This window comes from Streptomyces sp. NPDC013457 (assembly GCF_043089925.1).
Taxonomy (GTDB): Bacteria; Actinomycetota; Actinomycetes; order Streptomycetales; family Streptomycetaceae; genus Streptomyces.
Map to the genome: position 1 here is coordinate 396,925 of NZ_JBICBL010000003.1, position 23,839 is coordinate 420,763.

Genomic DNA, 23,839 nt, shown 5'->3' on the forward strand with positions numbered 1-23,839 from the left:
GACGGAACTCCCGTGGGAGATGAGGGTTCACCCTGGTGATGGCAGGGTGCGGAGCACGTGCTCGGCCTCGGACATGACCCGCAGGACGAGTTCCTCGCAGCTGGGGAGGTCCTCGATGACTCCCGCGACCTGTCCGGACGCCATGACACCGAGGTCGGTGCGGCCCTCGACCATGGACGCTCTGAGGAGCATGGGGGTGTTCGCGGCGAGCAGGACCTGGCTCCACGACAGGTCCTTGCCGTGTCTCATCGCGAGACCGTCGCGGACCATCCGCGACCAGGAGAGGCCCGAGATCCCGCGGAAGCCCGCCGCGCGGCGGACCGCCTGGACCAACGCCCTCACCCGGCCCGCCCGTTCGAGCGCGGCGACCATCTCCGTACGGAGCATCCGGTGGGGCAGTCCGTCGACGGCGGTGGTCACCGTCACGTCCCTGACCGTCGCCGCGAGGTACTTCGCCTTGACGGCGTCGGGGACGGTGGAGTCGGAGGTGAGGAGGAAGCGCGTGCCCATGGCGATGCCCGCGGCCCCGTAGGAGAGCGCGGCCACCAGACCGCGGCCGTCGTGGAATCCGCCAGCGGCGACCACCGGGATGCCGACCGCGTCGACGACCTGCGGCAGCAGGACCGTCGTGGCCACGTCGCCGGTGTGCCCGCCGCCCTCCCCGCCCTGCACGATCACGGCGTCCGCGCCCCAGGCCGCGACCTTCTCCGCGTGCCGCCGGGCCCCGATCGAGGGGATGACGACCACGCCCGCGTCCTTCAGCTCCGCGATCAGCTCGCGGGACGGGGCGAGCGCGAAGGAGGCGACCCGCACGCCCTCCTCGACGATGATCCGGACCCGCTCGCCGGCGTCGCCCGCGTCCGCGCGCAGATTGACCCCGAACGGCCGGTCCGTACGCGACTTCACCTCGCGGACCGCGGACCGCAGCTCCTCGACCGTCATCGTCGCGGAGGCGAGGATCCCGAGGGCGCCCGCTTCGGCCGTGGCCGTGACCAGGCGGGGGCCCGCGACCCAGCCCATACCGGTCTGGACGATCGGGTGGCGTACGCCGGTCAGCTCGGTGAGCGCCGTCCTCATCAGGCCCGGACCTCCCTCTCCCGCAGCCCCCTGGGGTCGATCACCTCGCGGATCAGCCGCAGCTCCTCGGCGGTCGGTTCGCGGGTGTACGGCACGTCGTCGCCGATCGCGAGGTCGAAGCCGGTGGCCCGCCGCACCTGGTCCACGGTGACGCCCGGGTGCAGGGAGGCGAGCCGCATCGAGCGGTCGGGCGTCTCGAAGTCGAAGACGCCGAGGTCGGAGACGACCCGGGGGATCCGGTGGAAGCGGCCCACCCCGGCGGCGGCCGCGCGGTCGTGTCCGACGCCGCTGACCATGTCCACGCGCTCGACGAAGACCCGCGGGGAGTGCTTCGGCACCCAGTAACTCACCGGGTTGTTGAGGGTGTTGACCGGTGCTCCGCGTACGCCGAGAAGTTGCCGGGAGGGCCGGGACCATTCGCCGATGCAGGAGATGTTCTGGTTGCCGTACCGGTCGATCTGGCTCGCGCCCATCATGACGTGCCTCTTGCCGCCGGTGACCATCGTCAGATGGCGGCGGTACGGCAGCCAGCCCTCGACCTCCCCGTCGAGGCCCACGAGCATCGCCTCGCCGTCGGTCAGCAGCAGTTCGGGGGCGAAGGAGCGTTTGGCGAGCCGGGCGCCGAAGGAGGAGACGGGGGCCATGGCGGCGGCGAGCACCTCGCCGCCGTCCCGCCAGGCCTCGGCGCAGGCGAGGACGCAGTACTCGGCGCGGGTGACGGTCGCGGTCGTGGTCACTGCTGCTCCTCGTGCCAGGTGCGTACGGCCTGCTGGTAGTCGTCCTCGCTCTTGCCGGAGAGGAAGCGCTCGGCGAACTCGGGCCAGGGGGTGGTCGCGTACAGCTTCTGGAAGGGTTCGTCGCGTCCGTGGTCGGGGGCGCAGGAGGTGAAGTGGGCGCCGTTCGGGGTCTCGACCACTCCGGTGACGCTGTGCCGGCTGACGAGCAGGGACTGCGGGGCGGTGCCGGGGTCGAACCGCTCGACGATCCGTTCGCACGAGACGTACGCGGTGTCGGCGGCTTCGCAGAAGAGGTCGTCGAAGTACGGGTCGGGGCCCAGGTACTGGCCGTTGCCGAGCCGGTCGGCGCGGTTGAGGTGGACGAAGGCGGCGTCCATGCGCAGGGCGGGGACGGCGACGAACGTCTCGCCGTCGTCGTACGGCGAGGTGATGGTGCGCAGCTCGGGGTTGACCGTCATCACGTCCGAGCCGAGCCCGGCCCGGACGGGCATGAAGGGCAGCCGGTTGGCCGCGGCGTGCAGACCCCACATGAACATCGCCTCGTCCAGCTCGGTCATGGTGAGGTCGCCGCGCTCGCGGGCGGCGCGGAAGTGGGGTTCGAGGGGGATGGAGTCCAGGGTGGTGAAGGCGGCCACCAGACGGCGGATCCGGCCCGCCGCGGCCAGCAGGCCCACGTCGGGTCCGCCGTAGGAGATCACCGTGAGATCGGTGATCTCGGACCGGAGCAACGCTCTGACCAGGGCCATCGGCTTGCGGCGCGAACCCCAGCCGCCGATGCCGATCGTCATGCCGGAGCGGAGCCGGCCCACCACCTCGTCGGGGGTCATGGTCTTGTCGGTCACGGGGAGCCCTCCTTGGCCTCGTCCTTGCCGAAGGTGTCGCGCACGCGGTCGGCGACCCCGCTGAGGTTGGCCTCGAAGGTGAAGCCCTGCTCGAAGCGGTAGCTGCGGCGCACGTCCACCGGGTCGATGCCGTTGATGGCGGCCTTGGCGAGCCGGATCAGGTAGCCGTCCTTCCGGGCGATCTCCGCCGCCAGCTCCAGCGCCGCGTCGAGGAGTTCCTCGCGCGGCACGACCTTCCAGACCGAGCCGTGGGCGTGCAGTTCGGCGGCGGTGGCGGTGCGCGAGGTGTAGTACAGCGCGCGCATCAGGTGCTGGGGGACGAGCCGGGCCAGATGGGTGGCGGCGCCGAGCGCGCCCCGGTCGAGTTCGGGCAGTCCGAAGGTGGCGTCCTCGGAGGCGACGATCGCGTCCGCGTTGCCGACGAGCCCGATGCCGCCGCCCAGACAGAAGCCGCCGACCGCGGCCACGACCGGCACCTCGCACTCGTACACGGCCGCGAACGCCTCAGCGCAGCCGTGGTTGGCGCCGATGAGACCGGCGTGGCCGGTGTCGCGCTGCATCTCCTTGATGTCGACCCCGGCGTTGAAACCGCGGCCCGCGGCCGCGAGGACGACGCAGCGGGTTCCCGGGTTCCGGCCGGCCGCGCGGACTGCGTCGGCGAGGTCGTACCAGCCCCGCACGGGAAGGGCGTTGACCGGTGGGAAGTCGACGGTGACGAGTGCGATGCCCTTGCCCGGGCTTGCGGTGGAGACACCCATGAGCGGATCAGCTACCTTTCCACCAAACATTTGTTAGGTGACTGCTTGGTGAGGAAAGGTAGCAGCCGATGGAGCTGGACGGGAGGGTCGCCGTCGTCACCGGCGGCACACGCGGGGTCGGCGCGGGCATCGCGCGGGCCCTCCTCGGGGCGGGCGCGAGCGTGGTCGTCTGCGCCCGCAGACCGCCGGACACGCCCGTCACGGAGGGGGGCCGGGAGGCCGCCTTCGTCCCCGTCGACCTGCGGGAACCCGCCGCCGTCGGCGCGCTCCTCGCCGGTGTCGGCGAGCACTACGGACGGCTGGACGTGCTGGTCAACAACGCGGGCGGCACGCCCTACCGGCTCCTGGGGGAGGGGGAGGCCGAACGGCACGCCCGGGTGGTGGAGTTGAACCTGGCCGTCCCGCTGCGGGTCTCGCTGGCCGCCCACGGACTGCTGCGGGCCTCGCGCGGCTCCGTCGTCATGATCGGCAGTGTCAGTGCCACGCGGCCCTCGCCGGGCACGGCCGCGTACGGCGCCGCGAAGGCCGGCCTGGAGAGTCTGGCGCGCTCGATGGCCGTGGAGTGGGCCCCGTACGTACGGGTGAACACCCTGGTCCTCGGGATGGTCCGGACCGAACTCTCCCATCTGCACTACGGGGACGAGGACGGGATCGCGGCCGTCGCCCGGACCGTGCCGCTCGGCCGGCTCGCCGAACCCTCGGACGTGGGGGAGGCGGCGGTCTTCCTCGCCTCCGACCGGGCCTCGTACGTCTCGGGGGCCTCACTGCTGGTGCACGGGGGCGGCGAGCGCCCCGCCTTCCTGGATGCCGCAACTGCCAACAAGGAGAGCTGACATGGGACTGTGCGAGGGCCGGGTCGTGATCGTGACCGGAGCGGGAAGGGGTCTGGGGCGGGCGCATGCGCGCGCCTTCGCCGCCGAGGGGGCGAGGGTCGTCGTCAACGACCTGGGGGTGGGGCTCGACGGTTCCGCCGGGTCGGGCTCGCCCGCCGGGCAGGTGGTGGAGGAGATCCGTGCGGCGGGCGGCGAGGCCGTGGCGCACGGCGGCGACATCGCCACGGAGGAGGGGGCGGCCTCGCTGGTCGCCGCCGCCCTGGACGCCTTCGGGCGCCTCGACACCCTGGTCAACAACGCGGGCTTCCTGCGGGACCGGATGCTGGTGAACCTGGGCGAGGACGACTGGGACGCGGTGATGCGCGTCCATGTGAAGGGCCATTTCCTGCCGCTGCGGCACGCGGCGGCGTACTGGCGCGCGGAGGCCAAGGCGGGCCGCGAGCCGGTCGCCCGGGTCGTCAACACCACCTCGGGCGCGGGCCTGCTGGGCAGTGTCGGGCAGGGCAACTACGCGGCGGCCAAGGCCGGGATCATCGGTCTGACCCTGGTCGCGGCGGCGGAGACGGCCCGCTACGGCGTGCAGGTCAACGCCATCGCCCCGGCGGCCAGGACCCGGATGACGGAGGGGGCCTTCGCGGAGCTGGCGGGCGTACCGGAGGACGTCTCCCCGCTGGTCGTCTGGCTGGGCTCGGCCTCCTCGGCGGGGGTGACCGGCCGGGTCTTCGAGGCGGAGGGCGGCCGGATCACCGTCATGGAGGGCTGGCGTCCGGGCCCGACGGCCGACAAGGGCGCGCGGTGGAGTCCCGCGGAGGCGGGCGAGGCGGCGCTGAAGCTGCTGGCGGAGGCGGAGGTGCCGCAGCCCGTGTACGGCTCCGGGGGGTGAGCCATAACCCGTACGTGCGGTGGGCGTGACGCCCGGGTGGGGGCCGCACACGCGACCCCCACATCGCGCACATGAAGTCAACATCCAGCGAAATGAAGGGAGTTGGGCTGTCGTAGCCGCTTCTACGCGCGTCATCATCGGTGCATGCGAATCCCCCCACGATTCACCCTCATCGGCGGCGCCGCCGCCCTCGTCTCGACCCTCCTCCTGGGCGCCCCCGCCGGCGCGGCCGTCGCCCCGGCGGCTCCCGTGTCCGCCGCGTCCTCCTTCTCGACCGCCGCCGTCGGAGAGATCTGTCTCTCCGACCTCCCCTCCCAGGCCCACGACACCCTCCGCCTGATCGAAGGGGGCGGCCCCTTCCCGTACCCCCAGGACGGCACCGTCTTCCAGAACCGGGAAGGCGTCCTCCCGGGTCAGGCCGCCGGCTACTACCACGAGTACACGGTGGAGACCCCGGGCTCCCCCACCCGAGGAGCGCGCCGGATCGTGACCGGTGAGTCCCAGCAGGAGGACTACTACACGGCCGACCACTACGCCACGTTCGACCTCGTCGACCACGGCTGCTGAGCCGGTCCGACCCCCATCGGCTCCCGTTCCGCGGCCGGACCTTCCCCCATGCCGGCCGGCCGCGGACCGGGTGTTGGGCTGTCCGTAACCCGTCGGCCACCCACGGCTGCGAGGCTCCGAGGCGAACTGAAGTTGTCTGTACAACTTGGAGAACCTCATGGCGTCACTCGCCGCCGCGCCGCCGCTCTGGCTGCGCGACAACTGTCCCTGCGCGGAGTGCCGGGATCCCCGCAACGGCCAGAAGCTGTTCCAGATCACCGAACTCCCCGCCGGGCTCGCCGTCGGCACCGTGCGCGACACCCGCACCCCCGGCGGCGCCCCCGCCCGCGAGGTCGTCTGGGCCCCCGACGGCCACCGCTCGCTCTACACCGAGTCCTGGCTGGGCGCCCACCTCCCCGGCGCGGCGGCCGCCCCCGGCGACGGGCGCACCGAGGACGACAAGGAGCTGTGGGCCGCCGAGCGGTTCGCGGACGGCGTCCCCGAGGCCGACTGGGCCTCCTACACGTCCGACCCCGCCGTCCGCGCCGACCTGCTCGACGCCGTCCTCCGCCTCGGCTTCGCCCTCGTCCGCGACGTGCCCGTCCGCGACCGCCAGGTGCTCGACGTGGCCCGCACCTTCGGCCACGTACGCGTGACCAACTACGGCGAGATCTTCGAGGTCCGTGTCGAGGCCGACCCCAACAACCTCGCCTTCACCGGAGCGCGGATCACCCCGCACACCGACAACCCCTACCGCGATCCGGTCCCCACGCTCCAACTGCTGCACTGCCTCACCAACGCGGCGCAGGGCGGCGACTCCGGCCTCGTGGACGGGTTCCACGCGGCGGCCCTGCTGCGCGCCGAGGACCCGGAGGCGTACGAGATCCTCACCCGCGTCCCCGTCCCGTTCGCCTTCGCCGACGAGCGGACCGAACTCCGCGCCCACCGGCCCCTGATCGGCACCGACCCGACCGGACGGATCCGCGAGATCCGCTTCAACAACCGCTCCATCGGCACCCTGCGGCTGCCCGCCGACCTGCTCGCCGGCTTCTACACCGCCTACCGGCGCTTCGGCGAGCTGCTGCTCCGTCCCGAACTCCAGCTCGACTTCCGGCTCACCCCCGGCGACTGCCTGATCTTCGACAACACGCGCCTGCTGCACGCCCGGACCGCCTTCGCCGAGTCCGGCGACCGCCACCTCCAGGGCGCCTACGCCGACATCGACGGCCTCGCCTCCACCCTCGCCGTCCTGCGCCGGGAGGCCGTGTGACCACCGTGCACCCCCTCGACACCCTGGCCGCCCTCTTCGAGGGCGAGGGCAGCGCCGAGTACTTCGGCGAGGCCGTCACCCAGGCCGAGCACATGCTCCAGGCCGGGGCGCTCGCCGAGGCGGCCGACGCCCCGCCCCACCTGGTCGCCGCGGCGCTCCTGCACGACGTCGGCCACTTCCGGGGCGCGGTCACCGGACGCGACCTGATGGAGAACGGCACCGACAACCGGCACAGCCACACCGGGGCCGACTGGCTCGACCAGTGGTTCGGGCCCGAAGTCACCGAACCCGTACGGCTGCACGTCGCGGCCAAGCGGTACCTGTGCGCCGTCGAGCCCGGCTACCTCGCGCTGCTCTCGGAGGCCTCCGTCCACACCCTGGCCGTCCAGGGCGGGCCGATGACCGAGGAACAGGTCCGCGCCTTCGAGGCCCACCCGGGGGCCGCGGACGCCGTCGCCGTGCGCCGCTGGGACGAGCAGGCGAAGGATCCGGACCTGCCGACGCCCGGCTTCGAGCACTTCCGGCCCCTGCTGGCCCGACTGCTCCTCACGGGCTGAGTGCTCAGGAGCCGAGGCGGCGTCCGAGCGCGCTCGTCGCCGTCGAGCTCTGCATCGTGAACGCCACCGTCCCCGGCAGATAGCGGTCCTGCGACCACTCCACCGGGTTGCCCGCCGGGTCGGTCGAGTGCCGCCGCTCCCGCAGCAGCGACTCCCCGGCCCGGCAGCCCAGCAGCTCCGCGTCGTCCGCGTCGGCCGGCACCAGGTCGATGGTGTGCCGCGCGTCGGCGAACAGCACGCCGTGCAGCTCCAGTTGCTCCGAATGCGAGACCGTGTCCAGCGGCATCCCGGCCACCAACTCCCCGATCCGCTCCGGATACGTCGTCCGCTCCACCATCACCGGACTGCCCGCAAGCGTCCGCAGCCGTCGCACCCGGTAGACCGGCGCGCCCTCCCCGACACGGAGCTTCTCGGCCTCCTCCGCGTCCGCCGGGACCCGTTCGACGGCCACGATCCGGCCACCCGGCTCCTCGCCGAGCGAGCGCGCCCAGCGCGTGAAGGAGCGCAGCTCGCCGAAGCTGTGCAGCCGCGGACCGCCGAGGACCACCCGGCGCGAGCCGCGCCGCGAGGTGATCAGACCGTCGGTGCGCAGCGCGGCCAGCGCCTGCCGGACCGTACCCCTCGACACGCCGTAACGGCGGGCCAGTTCGTCCTCCGCCGGCAGCTTCGCCCCGGAGCCGTACTCGCCCGCCGTGATGGCGGTCCGCAGATCGGCGGCGACCTTCAGATACAGCGGCGTCCGCGCCCGTTCCTCACTCACACGCCCACCCTGTCATGCGCCCCGCTCACCCGACCAGAGAGCTCAGCAGCTCGGGGTCGACCTCGGTCAACGACTCCGCCAGCGTGACGCCTTCGGTCCCGGCGAAGGCCCCGAGCGGCTCCGTCGACGGCACCGCGAGGACGCGGCACCCGGCGGCGACGGCCGAGGCGACCCCCGTCGGGCTGTCCTCGACCGCCACGCACCGCCCCGGCTCGGCGCCGAGCGCCACGGCCGCCGCCAGATAGGGATCGGGCTCCGGCTTCGTCCGTACGGTGTCCTCCGCGCCGAACAGCGCGTCGAACCGGTGCCCGTCCAGAGTGCTCGCCACCTGGGCGACGACCGCGCGCGGCGAGGCCGAGACGAGCGCCGTCGGCACCCGGCTCTCGCGGAGCGCGGCGAGCAGCCGCAGCGCGCCCGGGCGGGGCGCGGCGGCCACCGAGAGCCGGCCGGCGAAGTCCGCGCCCAGCTCGGCGGCGAGTTCGGGCTCCGGCGCGTCCAGGTAGGTGTGGAGCAGGGCCGCCGTGTCCTCGACGGACCGTCCGGTCACCGCCGTCCGGCGCTCGCCGTCCAGGGCGCGGCCCCGGCGCGCGGCGGCGGCCGCGACGACGTCCAGCCAGACGCCCTCGGTGTCGACGAGGGTGCCGTCCATGTCGAAGAGCACCGCCTGCAGCCGCGTCACGCCGCACCGCCCGTCGGCGCGGTGGAGGCGAGCAGCACGGGCCGCTGCCGAGGACGGACGGAGACGTCCGTGCCCGGGGTCAGCCCGGCCGCCGCGTGCGTGGGGACATCCGCCTTGACGTCGGTGCCGTCGGCGAGAGTGATCCGCAGCCGGGTCGTCGGGCCGTGGAACGAGGTGCCGGTGACACGAGCGGGACCGCCCGCCGTCACCTCCAGCGCCTCGGGCCGCAGCAGCACCCGCACGTCACCCCTACCCTCCGGCCCCTCGACCGGCAGCCGGGCGCCGAGCACCTCGACGTGGCCGTCGCCGGACGCCCGGCCGGGGACGCGGTTCATGGTGCCGATGAACTCCGCGACGAAGTCCGTCGCGGGACGCTCGTACAACTCCGTCGGCGTGGCGCACTGTTCGAGCCGGCCGCCGTTCATCACGGCGACCCGGTCGGCCATCGACAGCGCCTCCTCCTGGTCGTGCGTGACGAACACGGTGGTGATGCCGAGCTCCAGCTGGAGCCGGCGGATCTCCTCCCGCAGCGTCACCCGCACCCGGGCGTCGAGCGCCGACAACGGCTCGTCGAGCAGCAGCAGCCGCGGGCGCAGCGCCAGCGCGCGGGCCAGCGCCACCCGCTGCTGCTGGCCGCCGGAGAGCTGGTGCGGGAAGCGGTCGCCGTGGCCGGCGAGGCCCACCAGGTCGAGCAGCTCGGCGGCGCGGGCGCGCCGCTCGGCGGCCCGCACCTTGCGCATCCGCAGCCCGAAGGCCACGTTGTCGGCGGCCGTGAGGTGCGGGAAGAGGCTGTACGACTGGAACACCATCGACGTGTCACGGCGGTTGGCGAGCACCGGCACGATGTCCTCGCCGTCGAGCAGCACCTGTCCCTCGTCGGGCCGCTCGAATCCGGCGAGCACGCGCAGCGCGGTCGTCTTGCCGCAGCCGGACGGGCCGAGCAGCGCGAGGAGCTCGCCGGGGGCGACGTCGAGGTCGAGGCCGTCGAGCGCGACGGCGGAGCCGAAGGACCGGCGCAGGCCGCGCAGCCGGAGAGCCGCTCCGGTCCGGGTGGGGGTGTCGGTCACGGTCATCGGGAGGTCTTTCCTCGGGAAGCGTCGGTGGCTTCGGGCGTACGGGAGGGGCGGGGTGAACGGCGGCGCCGGTTGCCCACGGTGGTCAGCGCGAGGAGCAGCACCCAGGTCAGCAGCAGGCTCAGCAGCGACACGGCCACCGAGAGCCGGGCGTCGGAGCCGGAGGCCTGCACGATCCACACCGCGAAGGGCTGGTAGCCGAGGAGCGAGGCGACCGTGAACTCGCCGAGCACCAGCGCCAGTGTCAGGAACGAAGCGCTCAGGAGCGCACCGCGCAGGTTGGGCAGCACGGCCGAGACCAGCGCCCGCGGCCAGGACGCGCCGCAGTCCCGCGCGGCCTCCACCAGCGTGCGGACGTCGACGGAGCGCAGGCCCGCGTCGAGCGCGCGGTAGACGAACGGCAGCGCCATCACCGCGTACGCGAGGACCAGGACGAAGGGGAAGTCCGGGTTCTGCACCGCCACGAACGTCTGGTACAGCGGCGTCGTGGACAGCTTCTCCGGGCCCCAGCGCAGGACGGTCCCGAGCCCGGCGGTCAGCGCCACCGGCGGCACCACCAGCGGCAGCGTGCAGACGACCTCCAGGACCGGCCGCAGCCGGGGCGCCGAGAGCCGGGCGGCGACCGCCGCGGGGACGGTGACCAGCAGGACGAGCGCGACGGTCGCCGCCGCGAGCGCCAGCGAGAGCAGCAGGCTGCCCGTGAAGCCGGGAGCGGTGAAGATCCGGGTGTACGAGGAGAGGGTGGGCCCCTGCCCGGGGATGTCCACGGTGAAGACGGCGGACGCGAGGAGCGGCACCAGGAAGTAGACCCCCGCGACCAGGAGGACGAAGGGGCGTCCTAGGCGAGCCATCGGGTGCTCCTTCGCTGGAGGGGGAGGTGGACGGCCATCACGAGCGCCGCGACGACGACCATGTCGAGGCTCAGCGCGAGCGCCACGTTCTCCTGGCCGACCAGGACGTTGCCGGAGAGCGCGTCCGCGATCTGCAGGGTGACCAGCGGTACGGAGCTGCCGACCATCGCGGCCGCCGTCGCGTACGCGGCGAACGCGCTGCCGAAGAGCAGGACGAACCCGCCGAGCAGGGACGGCAGGAGCACCGGGATGCCGACATGACGCCAGTACTGCCAGGCCGTCGCCCCGTTGTCGTGGGCCGCCTCGCGCCACTGGACGCGCAGTCCGTCGAGGGCGGGCGCCACGGTCAGCACCATCAGTGGCACCAGGAAGTACAGATAGGTCAGGGCGAGGCCCCAGAATCCGTACAGCGACCAGCCGTGGTCGGCGAGCCCGAGGCGGGTGGTGAGCACGCCCGCGTTGCCGAGGGTGGCGACGAACGCGAAGGCGAGCGGGACACCGCCGAAGTTGGCGAGCACACCGGACGCGGTGAGGACGGCCTCGCGGAGCGCCCGGCCGCGCGAGGAGACCACGGCATGGGCGAGGAACAGCCCGAAGAGCGTGCCGGCGGCGGCGGTGAGCGCGGAGAGTTCGACGCTGCCGATCAGGGCGGTGCGGTACGCGCCGTCCACGGACCGGGTCACGTTGTCGAGGCCGTACCCGCCGTCGGCGACGGTGAAGGCGCCGTCGGCCATGGCGAGCGCGGGCAGCCCGAAGGCGAGTGCGACGACCAGGAAGAGCGGCAGCGCGGCCAGCCACGCCGCCGGCCGCCCGCGCCGCCGTGCCCGGCGCACGGGGGCGGCCGGCGCGGGCGGGGCCACGGACGGAGGGGCGGTCGTGGGGGAGTCGTCGGCCATGGGGGAGCCGGCGGTCCCCGACCCCGCCGGGGCCACCCGCGCGGGGTGCGCGTGGGTGGCCCCGGACGGGGCGGTGGAGGGATGCGGAGTCATCGAGGCGTCACCCGGAGACGGCCGCGGCCCAGCCCTGCGAGAGGGTCTCCTTGGCCTTGGCGGTCTGCTGCTCGGTGGGGAACTCGGGGGTGCCCGCCACCTTCGGCAGCGCCGCGGCGGCCGTCCTGTCGATCGTGCCGTCGGCCTCCATGGCCGTCATCAGGACGGGCCGGGCGTAGCCCTTGAGCCACAGGTTCTGGCCCTCGGCGCTGTACAGGTACTCCTGCCACAGGCGGGCGGCCGCCGGGTGCGGGGCGTCCTTGTTGATCGCCTGCGAGTAGAACTGGGCGTAGACGCCGTCCGTGGGTACGGCGACCTTCCAGTCGACGCCCTTGGAGGCGAACTGCTCGGCGTAGCCGGCGTTCAGGTAGTCCCAGTCGATGGAGATGGGCGTCTCGCCCTTCTCCACGGTGGCGGGGGTCGACTCGACGGGGTTGTAGTTCCCGTTCTTCTTCAGCTTGCCGAAGAAGTCGATGCCCGGCTGGATGTCGTCGAACGAGCCGCCGTTCGCCAGCGCGGCCGCGTAGACGCCGCCGAAGGCCGAACCGGACTTCGTCGGGTTGCCGTTGAGGGCGACCTTGCCCTTGTACTCGGGCTTGAGCAGGTCGGCGAAGGTCTGCGGGCAGACCTTGACCCGCTTGGCGTCGCAGCCGATGGAGACGTAGCCGCCGTAGTCGTTGAACCAGCGGCCCTGGGCGTCGCGCTGCGTCCCGGGGATCTTGTCGAAGGCGGCGACCTTGTACGGGGCGGTGAGGCCCTGCTCGCCCGCGGCCTGGGCGAAGGACGCGCCGAGGTCGAGCACGTCGGGGGCGCGGTCCTGGCCCTTGCGGGACTTCACCGCGTTGATCTCGTCCTGGCTGGAGCCGTCGGGGTTCTCCACGTTCACCTTGATGCCGTACTTCGCGGTGAAGCCGTCGATGATCGCGCCGTAGTTAGCCCAGTCGCGCGGGATGGCGATCGCGTTGAGCGTGCCCTCCTTCTTCGCTGCGGCGACCAGGGCGTCCATGCCGCCGGCCTCGGTGGCGGTGGTGGCGGTGGCGAGGTTCTTCCCGTCGGCGCCGGCGGCGTCCTTCGTCGGGGCGGCGCCGCAGGCGGTGAGGGACAGGGCGGTCAGGCCGAGGGCGCCGAGCAGGACGGCGGCGCGGGCAGGGGAGGTCACGCGTACTCCATGAGGGAAGGGGAGCGGGGCCAAGATGTATGAACAACTGTTGTCCATACAACTCCTGCATTACGGGGGGTCGCGGTGACTCCTCGGTGAACGCGAGGAGAAGCCCGCCCTGCGATTCCCCGGCGGAACGGGGCGCTCGACCAGGCGCCAGGGGAGCCTGGGGGCAGGGGAGTCAGGGAGCAGGGGAGTCAGGGAGCCTGGGGTCAGGGGGCAGGGGTCAGGGGAGCCAGGGGGCAGGGGCCCCTGGGGTCAGGGGGCAGGGGTCAGGGGAGCCAGGGGGCAGGGGTCCCTGGGGTCAGGGGTCAGGTCAGGGGCCCCTGGGTTCAGGAGGCCCCTGGGTCAGGTGGCCTTGGGGCAGGGGTCCGAGGCGCCCCGGGGGCGCGGAGTGCCGCCCCCCGCTGTCAACGGCAGCGCGGCGTCGTCCACTCCAGGCGGGTCCTGGCCCGGGGGTCCGCGACGTACTCGACGGCGGCCAGCGCGGTGTCGCGGGCCGTCCCCTCCGGGTCGCCGTCGGCGAGGAGGCGCGCCAGGACCTCCACGGCCCGCGGATCCTGACGCATCGCCAGCCCCCGGGCGGCCTCGGCCACCGTGTCCTCGTCGTCGTCGGCGAGCCGCGCGACGAGCGCCTCCCGCAGAACCGGGGTGTCCTCGGGAACCTCCGCGAGCGCGAGCGTCGCCCAGTCCCGTACGCCGTGGTCGTGATCCCGGCTCAGCGCGATCAGCGTCGCCACCGCCTCGGGACGCCCGGCGGGCACCGGGCCCGTGAGCGCGCAGCCGAGCGCCCGCCGCACCTCTACGTCGGGATGCGAGGCGAGCGCGAGCAGCTCCGGCAGCGCCTGCGTGTCCCCGCACCGCCCGAGTGCGACGACGGCGGAGAGCGCAGGCTCCCGGGCGGCCCCCGGCGCGGTGCCGGGCGCCTCGCCGGGGCCCGAATCGGCCACCGTCGCCGGCCACGCCGCCGCCTTCGCGGCCTCCGTCTCCGCCCTGGCTCTCGCCACCTCCGCAGCCGTCCCGGCCTCCGCAGCGGTGCGCGTCCCCGCAGCGGTGCCCGTCCCCGCAGCCGTCCCCGTCCCCGCAGCCGTGCGCGTCCCCGCAGCCGTGCCCGTCCCCGCCTCCGTCCTCGTCCCCGCAGCCGTCCCGGCCTCCGCGGCCATCGCCGTCTGCGCGGCCGCCTCCGCCGCGAGCCTGCGCAGCACCGGGACGGCCTGCGGCGTGAAGCGGTCGAGGTCGCCCAGGACGCGGGCGCCCAGCGCCGCTCGCAGCGGACCCCCGCTCGCGCACCAGCCGGCCGCCACCCTGAAGGTCTCCTCGTCGTCGCGGTCGGCCAGCGCGCGGACCGCCTCCTGCCAGTCGTCCAGCTCGGGGTCCGCGCAGTTCAGGGCCCGGGTGGCGAGCTCCTCCGGGGAGACGCGCACACCGAGCGCCCGCTCCAGGAGCGTGGCGATCGCGGCGTGGCCGGTCTGCTGCTCGTTGCCCCGGCTCGGCGCGCCGTCCGCCCGCAGCACGTCGACGACGACGGTCACCCCGCCGTCCTCGCGCACGCGCCGCACCACGGTCTCCTCGGCCCCCTCGGGCCGGCCCGGGTCGAGCAGCCCGCGCCGCAGCTCCCCGGCGATGTCCACGCCGACCCAGCGGCGCGCCTCCCGCAGGGCGTCCTCGGCCGGGCCCGCCCCGTACTCCAGGAGCGCCCGCACGCTCGCGGCCGAACCGCGCCGTGCCGCGGCCACCAGCGGCGGGAGTCCGTCGGGCCCCGGCCGGCTCGGCGCGGCGCCGTGTTCGAGCAGGACCCGTACCGTCTCCGCGTGCCCGAGCCGCACCGCCCAGTCCAGGGCCGTGAATCCGTACGCCTCGGCCTGATCCGCCCGCGCGCCGCCCGCCAGCAGGGCCCGTACCACGTCCGCGTGGCCGCCGCAGGCCGCACCGCACAGCGGCAGGTCCCCCGCCTCCTCGCCGCTGCCCCGGCCGGGATCCGCCCCGGCCGCGAGCAGCAGCCGTACGATCCCCGGTTCGTTCGCGACGGCCGCCCGGTAGAGCGCCGTCTCCCCTTCGTCGTCCGTCTCGGGGGAGACCCCGCTCCGCAGGACGCGCACCACGGCGTCGTCCCCTTCGTGCATTGCCTCGAACAGCGTGCTCATCCACCGACCTTCACCCGCGGGGCGCGGACGGCGCAAATGAGAAACAGCCCCCCCGCGACCACCCGCCGGGACTACGTGTCGCACTCCAGGACCGCCTCGCACACCCCGCACCGGGCGCGCACCCGTCGGCCCGCCGGTACCCTCAGCCGCTGCCGGCACACCGGGCACGGGAAGGAGACGCGGGCCGAGGCCCCGCTCCCCTCGAAGGCGTACGAGGCGTCCTCCGCCGCCCGTCCGTAGCGGCGGTCCTTCGTGTACCGGTGCCGGGCCGCCCATCCCGCCGCGGCCAGCGGGGGCCGCCGGGCGTCGCGCGCCGCCTCCTCCCGCCCGCGGATCCACGCCTCGTACGCGCGGGGGCTGGTGAACCACGGCGAGGGGTCCTCCCCGAACACCTCGGCCCGCTTCGCCAGCACGTACCCGAACTCCTCCGGCGTCAGATATCCGAGCTTCTGGCTGGACATCCCGTCCTCCCGGAAGGCGTCGAGCAGCAGCCAGCCTGCCCCCAGATAGGCGGTCACCACATCGGTGAGGATCTCGTTGTCCCTGTTGCCGGGAAAGCCCAGGTCGAGGCGGTGGAGCAGCACGTGCGTGATCTCATGGGCCAGCGCCGCCCCGATGTCCCTGCGGTGGCCCCGGAAGCGGTCGTTCAGCTCCACGAAGTACTCGGGACCCGCAGCCAGTTCCACGCTCGCCGCGTGCTCCATCTCCCGGAAGCTCACGATCATCCGCGCCTCGGGCAGCCTCAGATGGTGCACGAGTGCCCCGGCCACGCGCTGGGCGCCGAGGTGGAGGTCCTCCTCGTCGGTGAATGCCACGGCCTGCGCGGACATGCTCGCCCCGTACCGCCGCACCCCGTCCGCCGACAGTCGCCGGTACAGCGCGGTGATCGAGGCCCGGACCGTGGCGAGGTGCGGGAACCCATGGACGACTTCGCTTCCGTTCGGCACGCCGCACCCCCTTGCCTCCACTGTACGAGGCCTCGCGGGAGCGCGGTGCTGGCCGAAATCGCGCCCTTGTGGCCCTCCCGGGGCGCTGCCCATAATCCCGACCAAGCCTTGACGGGCACATGCCATCAAGGCCAACCCCCCATGAAAGGCAGACACTTGAAGAAGAACAGGTTCGTCCGCGCCCTTCAGAGAATCGCCGCCGCCGGCGCCGTCGTCCTCGCGGCCGTCAGCCTCCAGCCCTCCAGCGCCTTCGCCGCGCCCGCCCCGGTCGTCGGCGGAACCCGCGCCGCCCAGGGCGAGTTCCCCTGGATGGTCCGGCTCTCCATGGGCTGTGGCGGCTCGATGCTGACGTCGCAGATCGTCCTCACCGCCGCCCACTGTGTGAACGGCTCCGGCAACAACACCAGCATCACCGCCACCGCCGGAGTCGTGGACCTCCAGTCCAGCAGCGCCATCAAGGTCCGGTCGACCAAGGTCCTCCAGGCCCCTGGCTACAACGGCCAGGGCAAGGACTGGGCCCTGATCAAGCTGGCCTCGCCGATCACCTCGGTGCCCACGCTCAAGATCGCCGAGACCACCGCGTACAACAGCGGCACGTTCACCGTCGCCGGCTGGGGTTCCACCCGTGAGGGCGGCGCGCAGCAGCGGTACCTGCGCAAGGCCACGGTCCCGTTCGTCTCGGACACCGACTGCAAGGCCGCCTACGGCAGCTCCCTCGTCGCCGGCGAGGAGATCTGCGCCGGCTACAACCAGGGCGGCGTCGACACCTGTCAGGGTGACTCCGGCGGCCCGATGTTCCGCCGCGACAACGCCGGCGCCTGGATCCAGGTCGGCATCGTGAGCTGGGGCGAGGGCTGCGCACGTCCGGGCCTCCCCGGCGTGTACACCGAGGTCTCGACCTTCGCCGCCCAGATCAAGTCCGCCGCGGCGACCCTCTAGCACGACCGGCACGACCGGCACGACCGGCACGACCGGCAAGACCCCGAGCGTGTACGGGGGCGGGGCCGCCGCCCCCGTACACGCTCGCCCCTCAACCGAGCCGCACGCCCGCCGCCCCGCCCTCCAGTTCGAGCACCCACACCTCGTTGACACCCTCCCGCAGCACGGGGCCCGGGACGAAGAGCGACTCCTGCGGGCCCGCGCTCCAGTACCGGCCGAGACAGAAGCCGTTCACCCAGACGAAGCCCCGCGTCCCGCCCGGCAGCGACAGCGCCGCGTCGCCCGGCCCGGACACCTCGACCTCCGCCCGGTGGAGCCCCGGCAGCCTCCCGGCGGTCACCGGACGGAACGGCACCTTCGCCACCGCCGCCGCCTCGAAGGCGTCGAGCCTCAGCCCCCGGGCCCGCACCCCGTGCACGTACTGCCGCTCGTGCCGGACCCCGCCCGTGATCCCCTTCGGCTCCGCCTGCCGCGGCCCGTAGTTGACCCGCCCCAGCGACTCCACCCACAGCTCCACCACCGCCGGCCCCGACACCGGCTCGGGCAGCACCGCGTCCTCCGACGTCAGCACGCCCGCCCGGACCCCGTCCACGTACACCACCGCACGGTCGCGCAGGCCGGAAACCGAGAACGGGTACGGCTGCCGGGGGCCGGGGACCTCCAGGCGGTAGCGCACCAGACCCCGGTCCACCCCCAGCTCCTCGAAGGTCGGCGGCACCGGCGTCTGCGACTCCTCGTCCCCGAGGACCTCCAGGACCTCCGTCAGGGGCGCCCACTCCGTCAGGGCGGCCTCCACCGGCCCGGCGATCCGCCGCGGCGGCGCCGGCACCTCGGGCAGCGGCCCCTCCGCGTACGCGGCGAGCACCTCACGGAACCGCCAGTACTTCTCCGTCGGCAGCCCCGCCTCGTCCACCGGCGCGTCGTAGTCGTACGAGGTCACCGTCGGCAGCAGCGCACCCTCGTGGAGCTCACCGGCCCGGTTCGCCCCCGCCCAGCCCGCGAAGTTCGTCCCCCCGTGCGCCATGTAGACGTTCACCGACGCCCCGCACTCCAGGATCTCCCGCAGCGCCGCCGCCGCGTCCGCCGCGTCCCGTAGGGAGTGCTCCGTGCCCCAGTGGTCGAACCAGCCGCACCAGAACTCCATGCACATCAGCGGCCCCGACGGCTGGTGCCGCCGCAGCACCGCGAACGCCTCCCGCGCGCCCGAGCCGAAGTTCGCCGTCGCGAGCACCCCCGGCACCGAACCGCCCGTCAGCATGTGGTCCTCCGGCCCGTCCGAGGTGAAGAGCGGGACCTCCACCCCGCAGTCGAGCAGCAGATCCGCGACATGGCGCAGATACCCCTGGTCCGAGCCGTAACTCCCGTACTCGTTCTCCACCTGGACCATGATCACCGGACCGCCGCGGCCGATCTGCCGCTCCACCACCTGCGGCAGCAGCCGGCGGAACCAGCGCTCCACATGCCCGAGGTACTCCGCGTCCTCCGTCCGCACCCGGCGCCCCAGGCGTCCCGTCAGCCAGTGCGGCAGCCCGCCGTTCTCCCACTCGGCGCAGATGTACGGCCCCGGCCGCACGATCGCCCACATCCCGGCCCGCGCCACCGCGTCCAGGAACCGGCCGAGCGCGCCCACGTCCCCGTACCGGCCGGGCTCCGGCTCGTACAGGTTCCACGGGACGTACGTCTCGACACAGTTGAGCCCCATCGCCCGGAGCATCTCCAGGCGATGTCCCCACTGCTCCTCGTGCACCCGGAAGTAGTGCAGCGCCCCCGACAGCAGCCGCACCGGCCGGCCGTCCAGCAGAAAGTCCTCGTCACCCACAGCGAACGTGCTCATGACGTCACCCTCGCCCTCTGGCGGCGGACGGGTCCATGGACAAAGATCGTCGCTGTTTGGACGGAAGAAAGGCAGGTACGGCGGATGTACCACACCTGGATGCGCTACTTCACACCCAGCCCGGTCCACCACCGACTCGGTCTCGTCTGCCTCGGCGTCGGGCTCCAGCACGGCGCCCTGCCCACCGTCGGCCCCCGCACCCTCGACCACCACGTGGCCGTCGTCGTCAGCGCCGGCAGCGGCTGGTACCGGGGCCCCGACGGGCGTCGCACCGCCATCACCGCGCCCGCCCTGATCTGGCTCACCCCCGGCGTACCCCACCACTACTCCGCCGACCCCGACACCGGCTGGGACGAGGCCTTCGTCGACTTCGCGGGACCCGCCACCGCCACGTACACCGAACTCGGCTACATCGAGCCCGACCGGCCCGTCGTCCCCCTCGCCGACGCCACCGCACCGCGCGCCGCCGTCGGCCGCATCGCCCGCGCCGCCCGCCGCGGCAACCCCCTCCTTGAGGTGGAGACCGGGGCCGCCGTCCACGAACTCCTGGTCGCCCTGCGCCGCGCCCGCGCCGACACCAACGCCGACGGCGACCCCGTCCTCACCGCCCTCGCCCGCGACGCCTTCCAGCCGCTCTCCGTCGCCGAGCACGCCGCCCGCCACGGCATGACCCAGGCCGAACTGCGGACCGCCGTCCGCCGCACCGCGGGCTGCAGCCCCAAGGACTACCTCCTCACCATCCGGCTCGGCCGTGCCAAGGAACTCCTCGCCGCCACCGAACTGCCCGTCGCCGCCGTCGCCCGCCGCGTCGGCTACGACGACCCCGCCTACTTCTCCCGGCTCTTCACCCGCCGGGTCGGCACCGCCCCCGTCCGCTTCCGCGAACAGCAGGGCCGGACCGTGCCCGGCGGCTGGAGCAACGTGATCCCGGATCCCGAACACCCGCCGACCCTTCGCTCCCGCTCCGTCTAAGCTCGCTGCTCATGAGCGAGATCGACGAGTCCGTCACTGCGGAACTGACCCGGCTGCGCGAGAGCATCGACAACATCGACGCGGCGGTCGTCCACATGCTCGCCGAACGCTTCAAATGCACCCAGCAGGTCGGCGTCCTCAAGGCGAAGCACGAGCTGCCGCCCGCCGACCCGGCCCGCGAGTCCCGCCAGATCGCCCGGCTGCGGGAGCTGGCCGAGAGCGCGAAACTGGACCCGGCGTTCGCGGAGAAGCTGCTGAACTTCATCATCGCGGAGGTCATCCGGCACCACGAGACGATCGCGGACGGAGCGCAACGATGAACCGGGTCACCGTCTTCACCCTCGGCGGGACGATCTCCGCGCGGGGCGGCGACGCCAGCCGGATGACGGGAGCCGAGGTCCTCGCCGGCCTCGGCGTCACCGACGCCGGCCTCTCCGTCGACCTGCGCGACTTCCGCCGGCTCCCCAGCTCCTCCCTCGCCTTCGAGGACCTCGCCGCCCTCGCCACCGAGGTCCGCGGGACCGTCGCCGCCGGCTCCGGCGTCGTCGTGGTCCAGGGCACCGACACCCTGGAGGAGACCGCCTTCCTCCTCGACCTGCTCTGCGAGACCGACCGGCCCGTCGTCGTCACCGGCGCCATGCGCCGCCCCGACCTGCCCGGCGCCGACGGCCCCGCCAACCTGGCCGCCGCGATCGCCGTCGCCGCCGACCCCGGCTGCGCGGGCCTCGGCGTCCTCGTCGTCCTCGCCGACGAGATCCACGCCGCCCGGCTCGTCCGCAAGACCCACACCACCTCCGTCGCCACCTTCGCCTCCCCGGGCGCCGGGCCGCTCGGCACCGTCGTCGAGGGCGAACCGCGCCTCCTGCTGCGCCCCACCGGCACCAGCGCCATCCACCCGCTCCGCTTCGACCCGGCGGTACGCGTCGCCCTGGTCACCCTCTCCCTCGGCGACCGCGGCGAGCTCCTCGAAGCGGTCGACTCCCGCTTCGACGGCCTCGTCGTCGCCGCCTTCGGCGCCGGCCACGTCCCGACGTGGCTCGTCGACCCCCTGGAACGGCTCGCGACCCGCATCCCCGTCGTCCTCGCCTCCCGCACCGGCGCCGGAGCGACCCTCAGCCGTACCTACCGCGGCCCCGGATCCGAGCACGACCTCCTCAAGCGCGGACTCGTCCCCGCGGGCCCGCTCGACCCCGCCAAGGCCCGCCTCCTCCTCCACGCGCTCCTCTCCACCGGTGCCAAGAGCCCGAGCGGATACGACCGCCCCGGCATCACCGCCGCCTACGCCCACGTCACCGGCGCCGGCCTCGCCTGACGGCGCCGCGCCGGGCTGACGGCGCAACCCCCGTGCCCCGCCGCCGCACCATCGGGCAGCATGGGCCCATGTCCGTACTGACGCGCGACGAAGCGCAGACCCGTGCCCGGCTCCTCGACGTCCAGCACTACACGGTCGACCTCGACCTCACCACCGGCGACGAGACCTTCGAATCCACCACGCTCATCCGGTTCACCGCCCGGACCGCGGGGGAGACGTTCGTCGAGCTGAAGCCCGTCACACTCCACTCCCTCCTGCTCGACGGCGAGCCCCTGGACCCCGCCTCCCTCGACGAGAACCGGGTCCCGCTGCGCCTCACGGAGGGCGAGCACGAGCTGCGCGCCGTCACGACCATGCGGTACTCCCGTACCGGTGAGGGCATGCACCGCTTCAAGGACCCCACCGACGGCGAGTCGTACGTCTACACCCAGCTCTTCATGGAAGACGTCCAGCGCGTCTTCGCCGCCTTCGACCAGCCCGACCTGAAGGCCGTCTTCGAGGTGAGCGTCAAGGCCCCCGAAGGCTGGACCGTCCTCGCCAACGGCATCACCGAGCAGCAGCCCGACGGCAGCTGGAAGGCCGCCGCCACCCCGCTGCTCTCCACGTACTTCGTCTGCGTCGCCGCCGGCCCCTGGCACTCCGTCCGCACCGAGCACGCCGGACTGCCCTTCGCCATCCACTGCCGCCGCTCCCTCGCGCCCCACCTCGACGCCGACGCCGACGAGATCCTCGACATCACCAAGGCCTGCTTCGACCGCTTCCACGAGAAGTTCGAGGAGCCGTACCCGTTCGACTCCTACGACCAGGCCTTCGTCCCCGAGTTCAACGCCGGCGCCATGGAGAACCCCGGCCTCGTCACCTTCCGCGACGAGTTCGTCTACCGCTCCGCCGTCACCGTCACCGAGCGCCAGACCCGCGCCATGGTCATCGCCCACGAGATGGCCCACATGTGGTTCGGCGACCTCGTCACCCTGCGCTGGTGGGACGACATCTGGCTGAACGAGTCCTTCGCCGAGTACATGGGCTACCAGACCGTCAACGAGGCGTGCTCCGACCGCTTCCCCGACACCTGGATCGACTTCGGCATCGAGCGCAAGGCCTGGGGCTACGACGCCGACCAGCGCCCCTCCACCCACCCCGTCGCCCCCGACCCGGACGCCGTGCCCGACACCGACTCCGCGCTCCTCAACTTCGACGGCATCTCCTACGCCAAGGGCGCCTCCGCGCTGCGCCAGCTCGTCGCCTGGATGGGCGAGAAGGACTTCCTCGCCGGCATCAACACCCACTTCAAGCGCCACCGGTTCGGCAACGCCACCCTCGCCGACTTCATCGACAGCCTCGCCTCCGCGACCGAACGCGACGTCCACGCCTGGGCCGAGCGGTGGCTGCGGACCACCGGGGTCGACACCCTCACGCCCGAGCTCGCCGGCGACGAGACCCGCACCACGCTCACCGTCCGGCACGACGGCAGCCGGCCGCACCGCATCGCCGTCGGCGTCTACGACCGCGACCTCGTCGACGGCCGACGCCTCGTCGCGCGCGAACGCCTGGAGACCGACGTCCCGCAGACCGCGCCCCTCGACCTCCCCGGACCGCGCCCCGCCCTCGTCGTCCTCAACGACGGCGACCTCACGTACGCCAAGGTCCGCCTGGACGAGACCTCGCTGGAGACCGCTCTGCGCGGCATCTCCGGCATCCCCGACGCCCTCACCCGCGCGCTCGTCTGGAACACCCTGCGCGACATGGTCCGCGACGGCGAACTGGACCCCCGCGACTACCTGGCCACGGCCGAGGCCCACCTCCCCGAGGAGTCCGACCTCGCCGTCGTGCAGGGCGTCCTCGCCTTCGCCCGCACCCAGATCGCCGACCACTACCTCGCCCCCGAGGACCGCCCCGCCGCGCTCGCGCAGCTCACCTCCCTGGCCCGCACCCTCATCCGCCACACCGAGGACGGCGAAGCCCCCGGCCTGCGCCTCACCGCCGTCCGTACGTTCATCAGCAGCGCCACACAGCCCGACGCCCTCGCCGGGTGGCTCGCCGACGGGACCGTCCCCGGCGGCCCGGAGCTCGACCCGGAGCTGCGCTGGCGCATCCTCGCCCGGCTCTCGGTCCTGGGCGCGGTCGACGGCGCCGTGATCGACCACGAGCTGGCGCGGGACGCGACCGCCACCGGCGAGGAGGGCGCGGCCCGCTGCCGGGCCGCCCTGCCGACGCCCGAGGCGAAGGAGGCCGCCTGGTCCGCCCTCTTCGACTCGGACGACCTGTCCAACTACCTGTTCACTGCGACGGCCCAGGGCTTCTGGCAGCCCGAACAGGCCGATCTGGTACGGGAGTACGTGACGCGCTTCTACCCCGCGGCCATCGCGCTCGGCGCCCGCAGGGGCGCCGCGATGGCCGCGGCGGCCGGCCGCTACGCGTTCCCCGCGTTCGCGATCGACCAGGAGTCGCTCGCGCTGGGCGAGTCCCACCTCGCGGACCCGGCCCTGACTCCTGCCCTCCACCGTAAGCTCGTCGACCAACTCGCCGACCTGCGAAGGGCCTTGACGGTCCGCACCGCCTGACGGACCGTGTGCCGGGGGCTCACCGCCCAGCGGCCCGCGGGCGAGCGGCCACCGGGGGACGGCGTCCTGTCAAGGACCCGTCCCCCGTTCGGGTTACTCCCGCGACATCGTCGGAC

Annotated in this window: 23 protein-coding genes; 10 read left to right on the plus strand and 13 right to left on the minus strand. The window is 73.7% G+C overall.

Annotated elements, in window-relative coordinates:
- Nucleotides 1-27: 27 nt before the first annotated feature.
- From ACF1G2_RS10655 to ACF1G2_RS10670, 4 genes are read right to left on the minus strand one after another with little or no spacing between them, the layout of a single operon-like run.
- On the minus strand, nucleotides 28-1,077 hold the full coding sequence (locus ACF1G2_RS10655) for an NAD(P)H-dependent flavin oxidoreductase (RefSeq protein ID WP_391797918.1): 1,050 nt from the start codon (nucleotides 1,075-1,077) through the stop codon (nucleotides 28-30).
- Nucleotides 1,077-1,814, minus strand: a complete 738-nt coding sequence (locus ACF1G2_RS10660; protein WP_391797919.1) for a CoA-transferase subunit beta — start codon at nucleotides 1,812-1,814, stop codon at nucleotides 1,077-1,079. Before ACF1G2_RS10660 ends, ACF1G2_RS10655 begins: the two co-directional genes overlap by 1 nt.
- Nucleotides 1,811-2,656, minus strand: a complete 846-nt coding sequence (locus tag ACF1G2_RS10665; RefSeq protein WP_391797920.1) for a CoA transferase subunit A — start codon at nucleotides 2,654-2,656, stop codon at nucleotides 1,811-1,813. Before ACF1G2_RS10665 ends, ACF1G2_RS10660 begins: the two co-directional genes overlap by 4 nt.
- Complete coding sequence (locus tag ACF1G2_RS10670; RefSeq protein WP_391797921.1) at nucleotides 2,653-3,414, minus strand: enoyl-CoA hydratase family protein; 762 nt, start codon at nucleotides 3,412-3,414, stop codon at nucleotides 2,653-2,655. Before ACF1G2_RS10670 ends, ACF1G2_RS10665 begins: the two co-directional genes overlap by 4 nt.
- Nucleotides 3,415-3,482: 68 nt before the next feature.
- On the opposite strand from ACF1G2_RS10670, the gene ACF1G2_RS10675 reads away from it, so the two are divergent.
- The 5 genes from ACF1G2_RS10675 to ACF1G2_RS10695 all read left to right on the plus strand — a co-directional run bounded on the left by ACF1G2_RS10675 (nucleotide 3,483) and on the right by ACF1G2_RS10695 (nucleotide 7,503).
- Nucleotides 3,483-4,247 (plus strand): SDR family oxidoreductase, encoded by a 765-nt coding sequence (locus ACF1G2_RS10675; RefSeq protein WP_391797922.1) that lies wholly within the window; start codon nucleotides 3,483-3,485, stop codon nucleotides 4,245-4,247.
- Between the two features lies 1 nt (nucleotide 4,248).
- Entirely contained in the window at nucleotides 4,249-5,130 is an 882-nt protein-coding gene (locus tag ACF1G2_RS10680; RefSeq protein WP_391797923.1) for an SDR family oxidoreductase, read from the plus strand.
- A 144-nt stretch (nucleotides 5,131-5,274) separates the two neighbouring features.
- Nucleotides 5,275-5,697 (plus strand): ribonuclease, encoded by a 423-nt coding sequence (locus tag ACF1G2_RS10685; protein ID WP_391797924.1) that lies wholly within the window; start codon nucleotides 5,275-5,277, stop codon nucleotides 5,695-5,697.
- 157 nt (nucleotides 5,698-5,854) lie between these two features.
- Nucleotides 5,855-6,946: a TauD/TfdA family dioxygenase gene (locus ACF1G2_RS10690; RefSeq protein WP_391797925.1), complete on the plus strand. Its 1,092-nt coding sequence runs from the start codon at nucleotides 5,855-5,857 to the stop codon at nucleotides 6,944-6,946.
- Nucleotides 6,943-7,503, plus strand: coding sequence for a phosphonate degradation HD-domain oxygenase (locus tag ACF1G2_RS10695; RefSeq protein WP_391797926.1), 561 nt, complete (start codon nucleotides 6,943-6,945; stop codon nucleotides 7,501-7,503). Before ACF1G2_RS10690 ends, ACF1G2_RS10695 begins: the two co-directional genes overlap by 4 nt.
- Before the next feature lie 4 nt (nucleotides 7,504-7,507).
- Here the strand turns inward: ACF1G2_RS10695 and ACF1G2_RS10700 are convergent, their stop codons facing one another.
- The 8 genes from ACF1G2_RS10700 to ACF1G2_RS10735 all read right to left on the minus strand — a co-directional run bounded on the left by ACF1G2_RS10700 (nucleotide 7,508) and on the right by ACF1G2_RS10735 (nucleotide 16,105).
- Nucleotides 7,508-8,263 (minus strand): GntR family transcriptional regulator, encoded by a 756-nt coding sequence (locus ACF1G2_RS10700; protein ID WP_391797927.1) that lies wholly within the window; start codon nucleotides 8,261-8,263, stop codon nucleotides 7,508-7,510.
- Between the two features lie 25 nt (nucleotides 8,264-8,288).
- Nucleotides 8,289-8,942 carry an HAD family hydrolase gene (locus tag ACF1G2_RS10705; RefSeq protein WP_391797928.1) on the minus strand — a complete coding sequence of 218 codons (654 nt, stop codon included), beginning with the start codon at nucleotides 8,940-8,942 and terminating at the stop codon, nucleotides 8,289-8,291.
- Complete coding sequence (locus ACF1G2_RS10710; protein WP_391797929.1) at nucleotides 8,939-10,015, minus strand: ABC transporter ATP-binding protein; 1,077 nt, start codon at nucleotides 10,013-10,015, stop codon at nucleotides 8,939-8,941. Before ACF1G2_RS10710 ends, ACF1G2_RS10705 begins: the two co-directional genes overlap by 4 nt.
- Nucleotides 10,012-10,866 (minus strand): ABC transporter permease, encoded by an 855-nt coding sequence (locus ACF1G2_RS10715; RefSeq protein ID WP_391797930.1) that lies wholly within the window; start codon nucleotides 10,864-10,866, stop codon nucleotides 10,012-10,014. The genes ACF1G2_RS10710 and ACF1G2_RS10715 overlap by 4 nt, the downstream gene beginning before the upstream one ends.
- Nucleotides 10,854-11,762 carry an ABC transporter permease gene (locus ACF1G2_RS10720; protein ID WP_391798134.1) on the minus strand — a complete coding sequence of 303 codons (909 nt, stop codon included), beginning with the start codon at nucleotides 11,760-11,762 and terminating at the stop codon, nucleotides 10,854-10,856. The genes ACF1G2_RS10715 and ACF1G2_RS10720 overlap by 13 nt, the downstream gene beginning before the upstream one ends.
- 100 nt (nucleotides 11,763-11,862) lie before the next feature.
- Complete coding sequence (locus ACF1G2_RS10725; RefSeq protein WP_391797931.1) at nucleotides 11,863-13,014, minus strand: ABC transporter substrate-binding protein; 1,152 nt, start codon at nucleotides 13,012-13,014, stop codon at nucleotides 11,863-11,865.
- 410 nt (nucleotides 13,015-13,424) lie between these two features.
- Nucleotides 13,425-15,158 carry an ankyrin repeat domain-containing protein gene (locus ACF1G2_RS10730; protein ID WP_391797932.1) on the minus strand — a complete coding sequence of 578 codons (1,734 nt, stop codon included), beginning with the start codon at nucleotides 15,156-15,158 and terminating at the stop codon, nucleotides 13,425-13,427.
- Between the two features lie 71 nt (nucleotides 15,159-15,229).
- Nucleotides 15,230-16,105, minus strand: coding sequence for a hypothetical protein (locus ACF1G2_RS10735; protein WP_391797933.1), 876 nt, complete (start codon nucleotides 16,103-16,105; stop codon nucleotides 15,230-15,232).
- A gap of 141 nt (nucleotides 16,106-16,246) precedes the next feature.
- Here ACF1G2_RS10735 and ACF1G2_RS10740 point away from each other — a divergent pair, with 141 nt between their 5' ends.
- Nucleotides 16,247-17,044, plus strand: a complete 798-nt coding sequence (locus tag ACF1G2_RS10740) for a S1 family peptidase (protein WP_391797934.1) — start codon at nucleotides 16,247-16,249, stop codon at nucleotides 17,042-17,044.
- Nucleotides 17,045-17,135: 91 nt separating this feature from the next.
- On the opposite strand, the gene ACF1G2_RS10745 is transcribed toward ACF1G2_RS10740, so the two are convergent.
- Nucleotides 17,136-18,878, minus strand: a complete 1,743-nt coding sequence (locus tag ACF1G2_RS10745; protein WP_391797935.1) for a beta-galactosidase family protein — start codon at nucleotides 18,876-18,878, stop codon at nucleotides 17,136-17,138.
- A gap of 84 nt (nucleotides 18,879-18,962) precedes the next feature.
- Between ACF1G2_RS10745 and ACF1G2_RS10750 the strand changes: the two genes are divergently transcribed.
- The 4 genes from ACF1G2_RS10750 to pepN all read left to right on the plus strand — a co-directional run bounded on the left by ACF1G2_RS10750 (nucleotide 18,963) and on the right by pepN (nucleotide 23,723).
- On the plus strand, nucleotides 18,963-19,850 hold the full coding sequence (locus ACF1G2_RS10750) for a helix-turn-helix domain-containing protein (RefSeq protein ID WP_391797936.1): 888 nt from the start codon (nucleotides 18,963-18,965) through the stop codon (nucleotides 19,848-19,850).
- Between the two features lie 11 nt (nucleotides 19,851-19,861).
- Nucleotides 19,862-20,170: a chorismate mutase gene (locus tag ACF1G2_RS10755; protein WP_391797937.1), complete on the plus strand. Its 309-nt coding sequence runs from the start codon at nucleotides 19,862-19,864 to the stop codon at nucleotides 20,168-20,170.
- The gene (locus ACF1G2_RS10760) at nucleotides 20,167-21,162 is read left to right on the plus strand and encodes an asparaginase (RefSeq protein ID WP_391797938.1); all 996 of its coding nucleotides are present in this window, start codon (nucleotides 20,167-20,169) and stop codon (nucleotides 21,160-21,162) included. Before ACF1G2_RS10755 ends, ACF1G2_RS10760 begins: the two co-directional genes overlap by 4 nt.
- 68 nt (nucleotides 21,163-21,230) lie before the next feature.
- A complete protein-coding gene (gene pepN, locus ACF1G2_RS10765) occupies nucleotides 21,231-23,723 on the plus strand; it encodes an aminopeptidase N (protein ID WP_391797939.1) in 2,493 nt (830 codons plus the stop codon).
- Nucleotides 23,724-23,839: the final 116 nt, after the last annotated feature.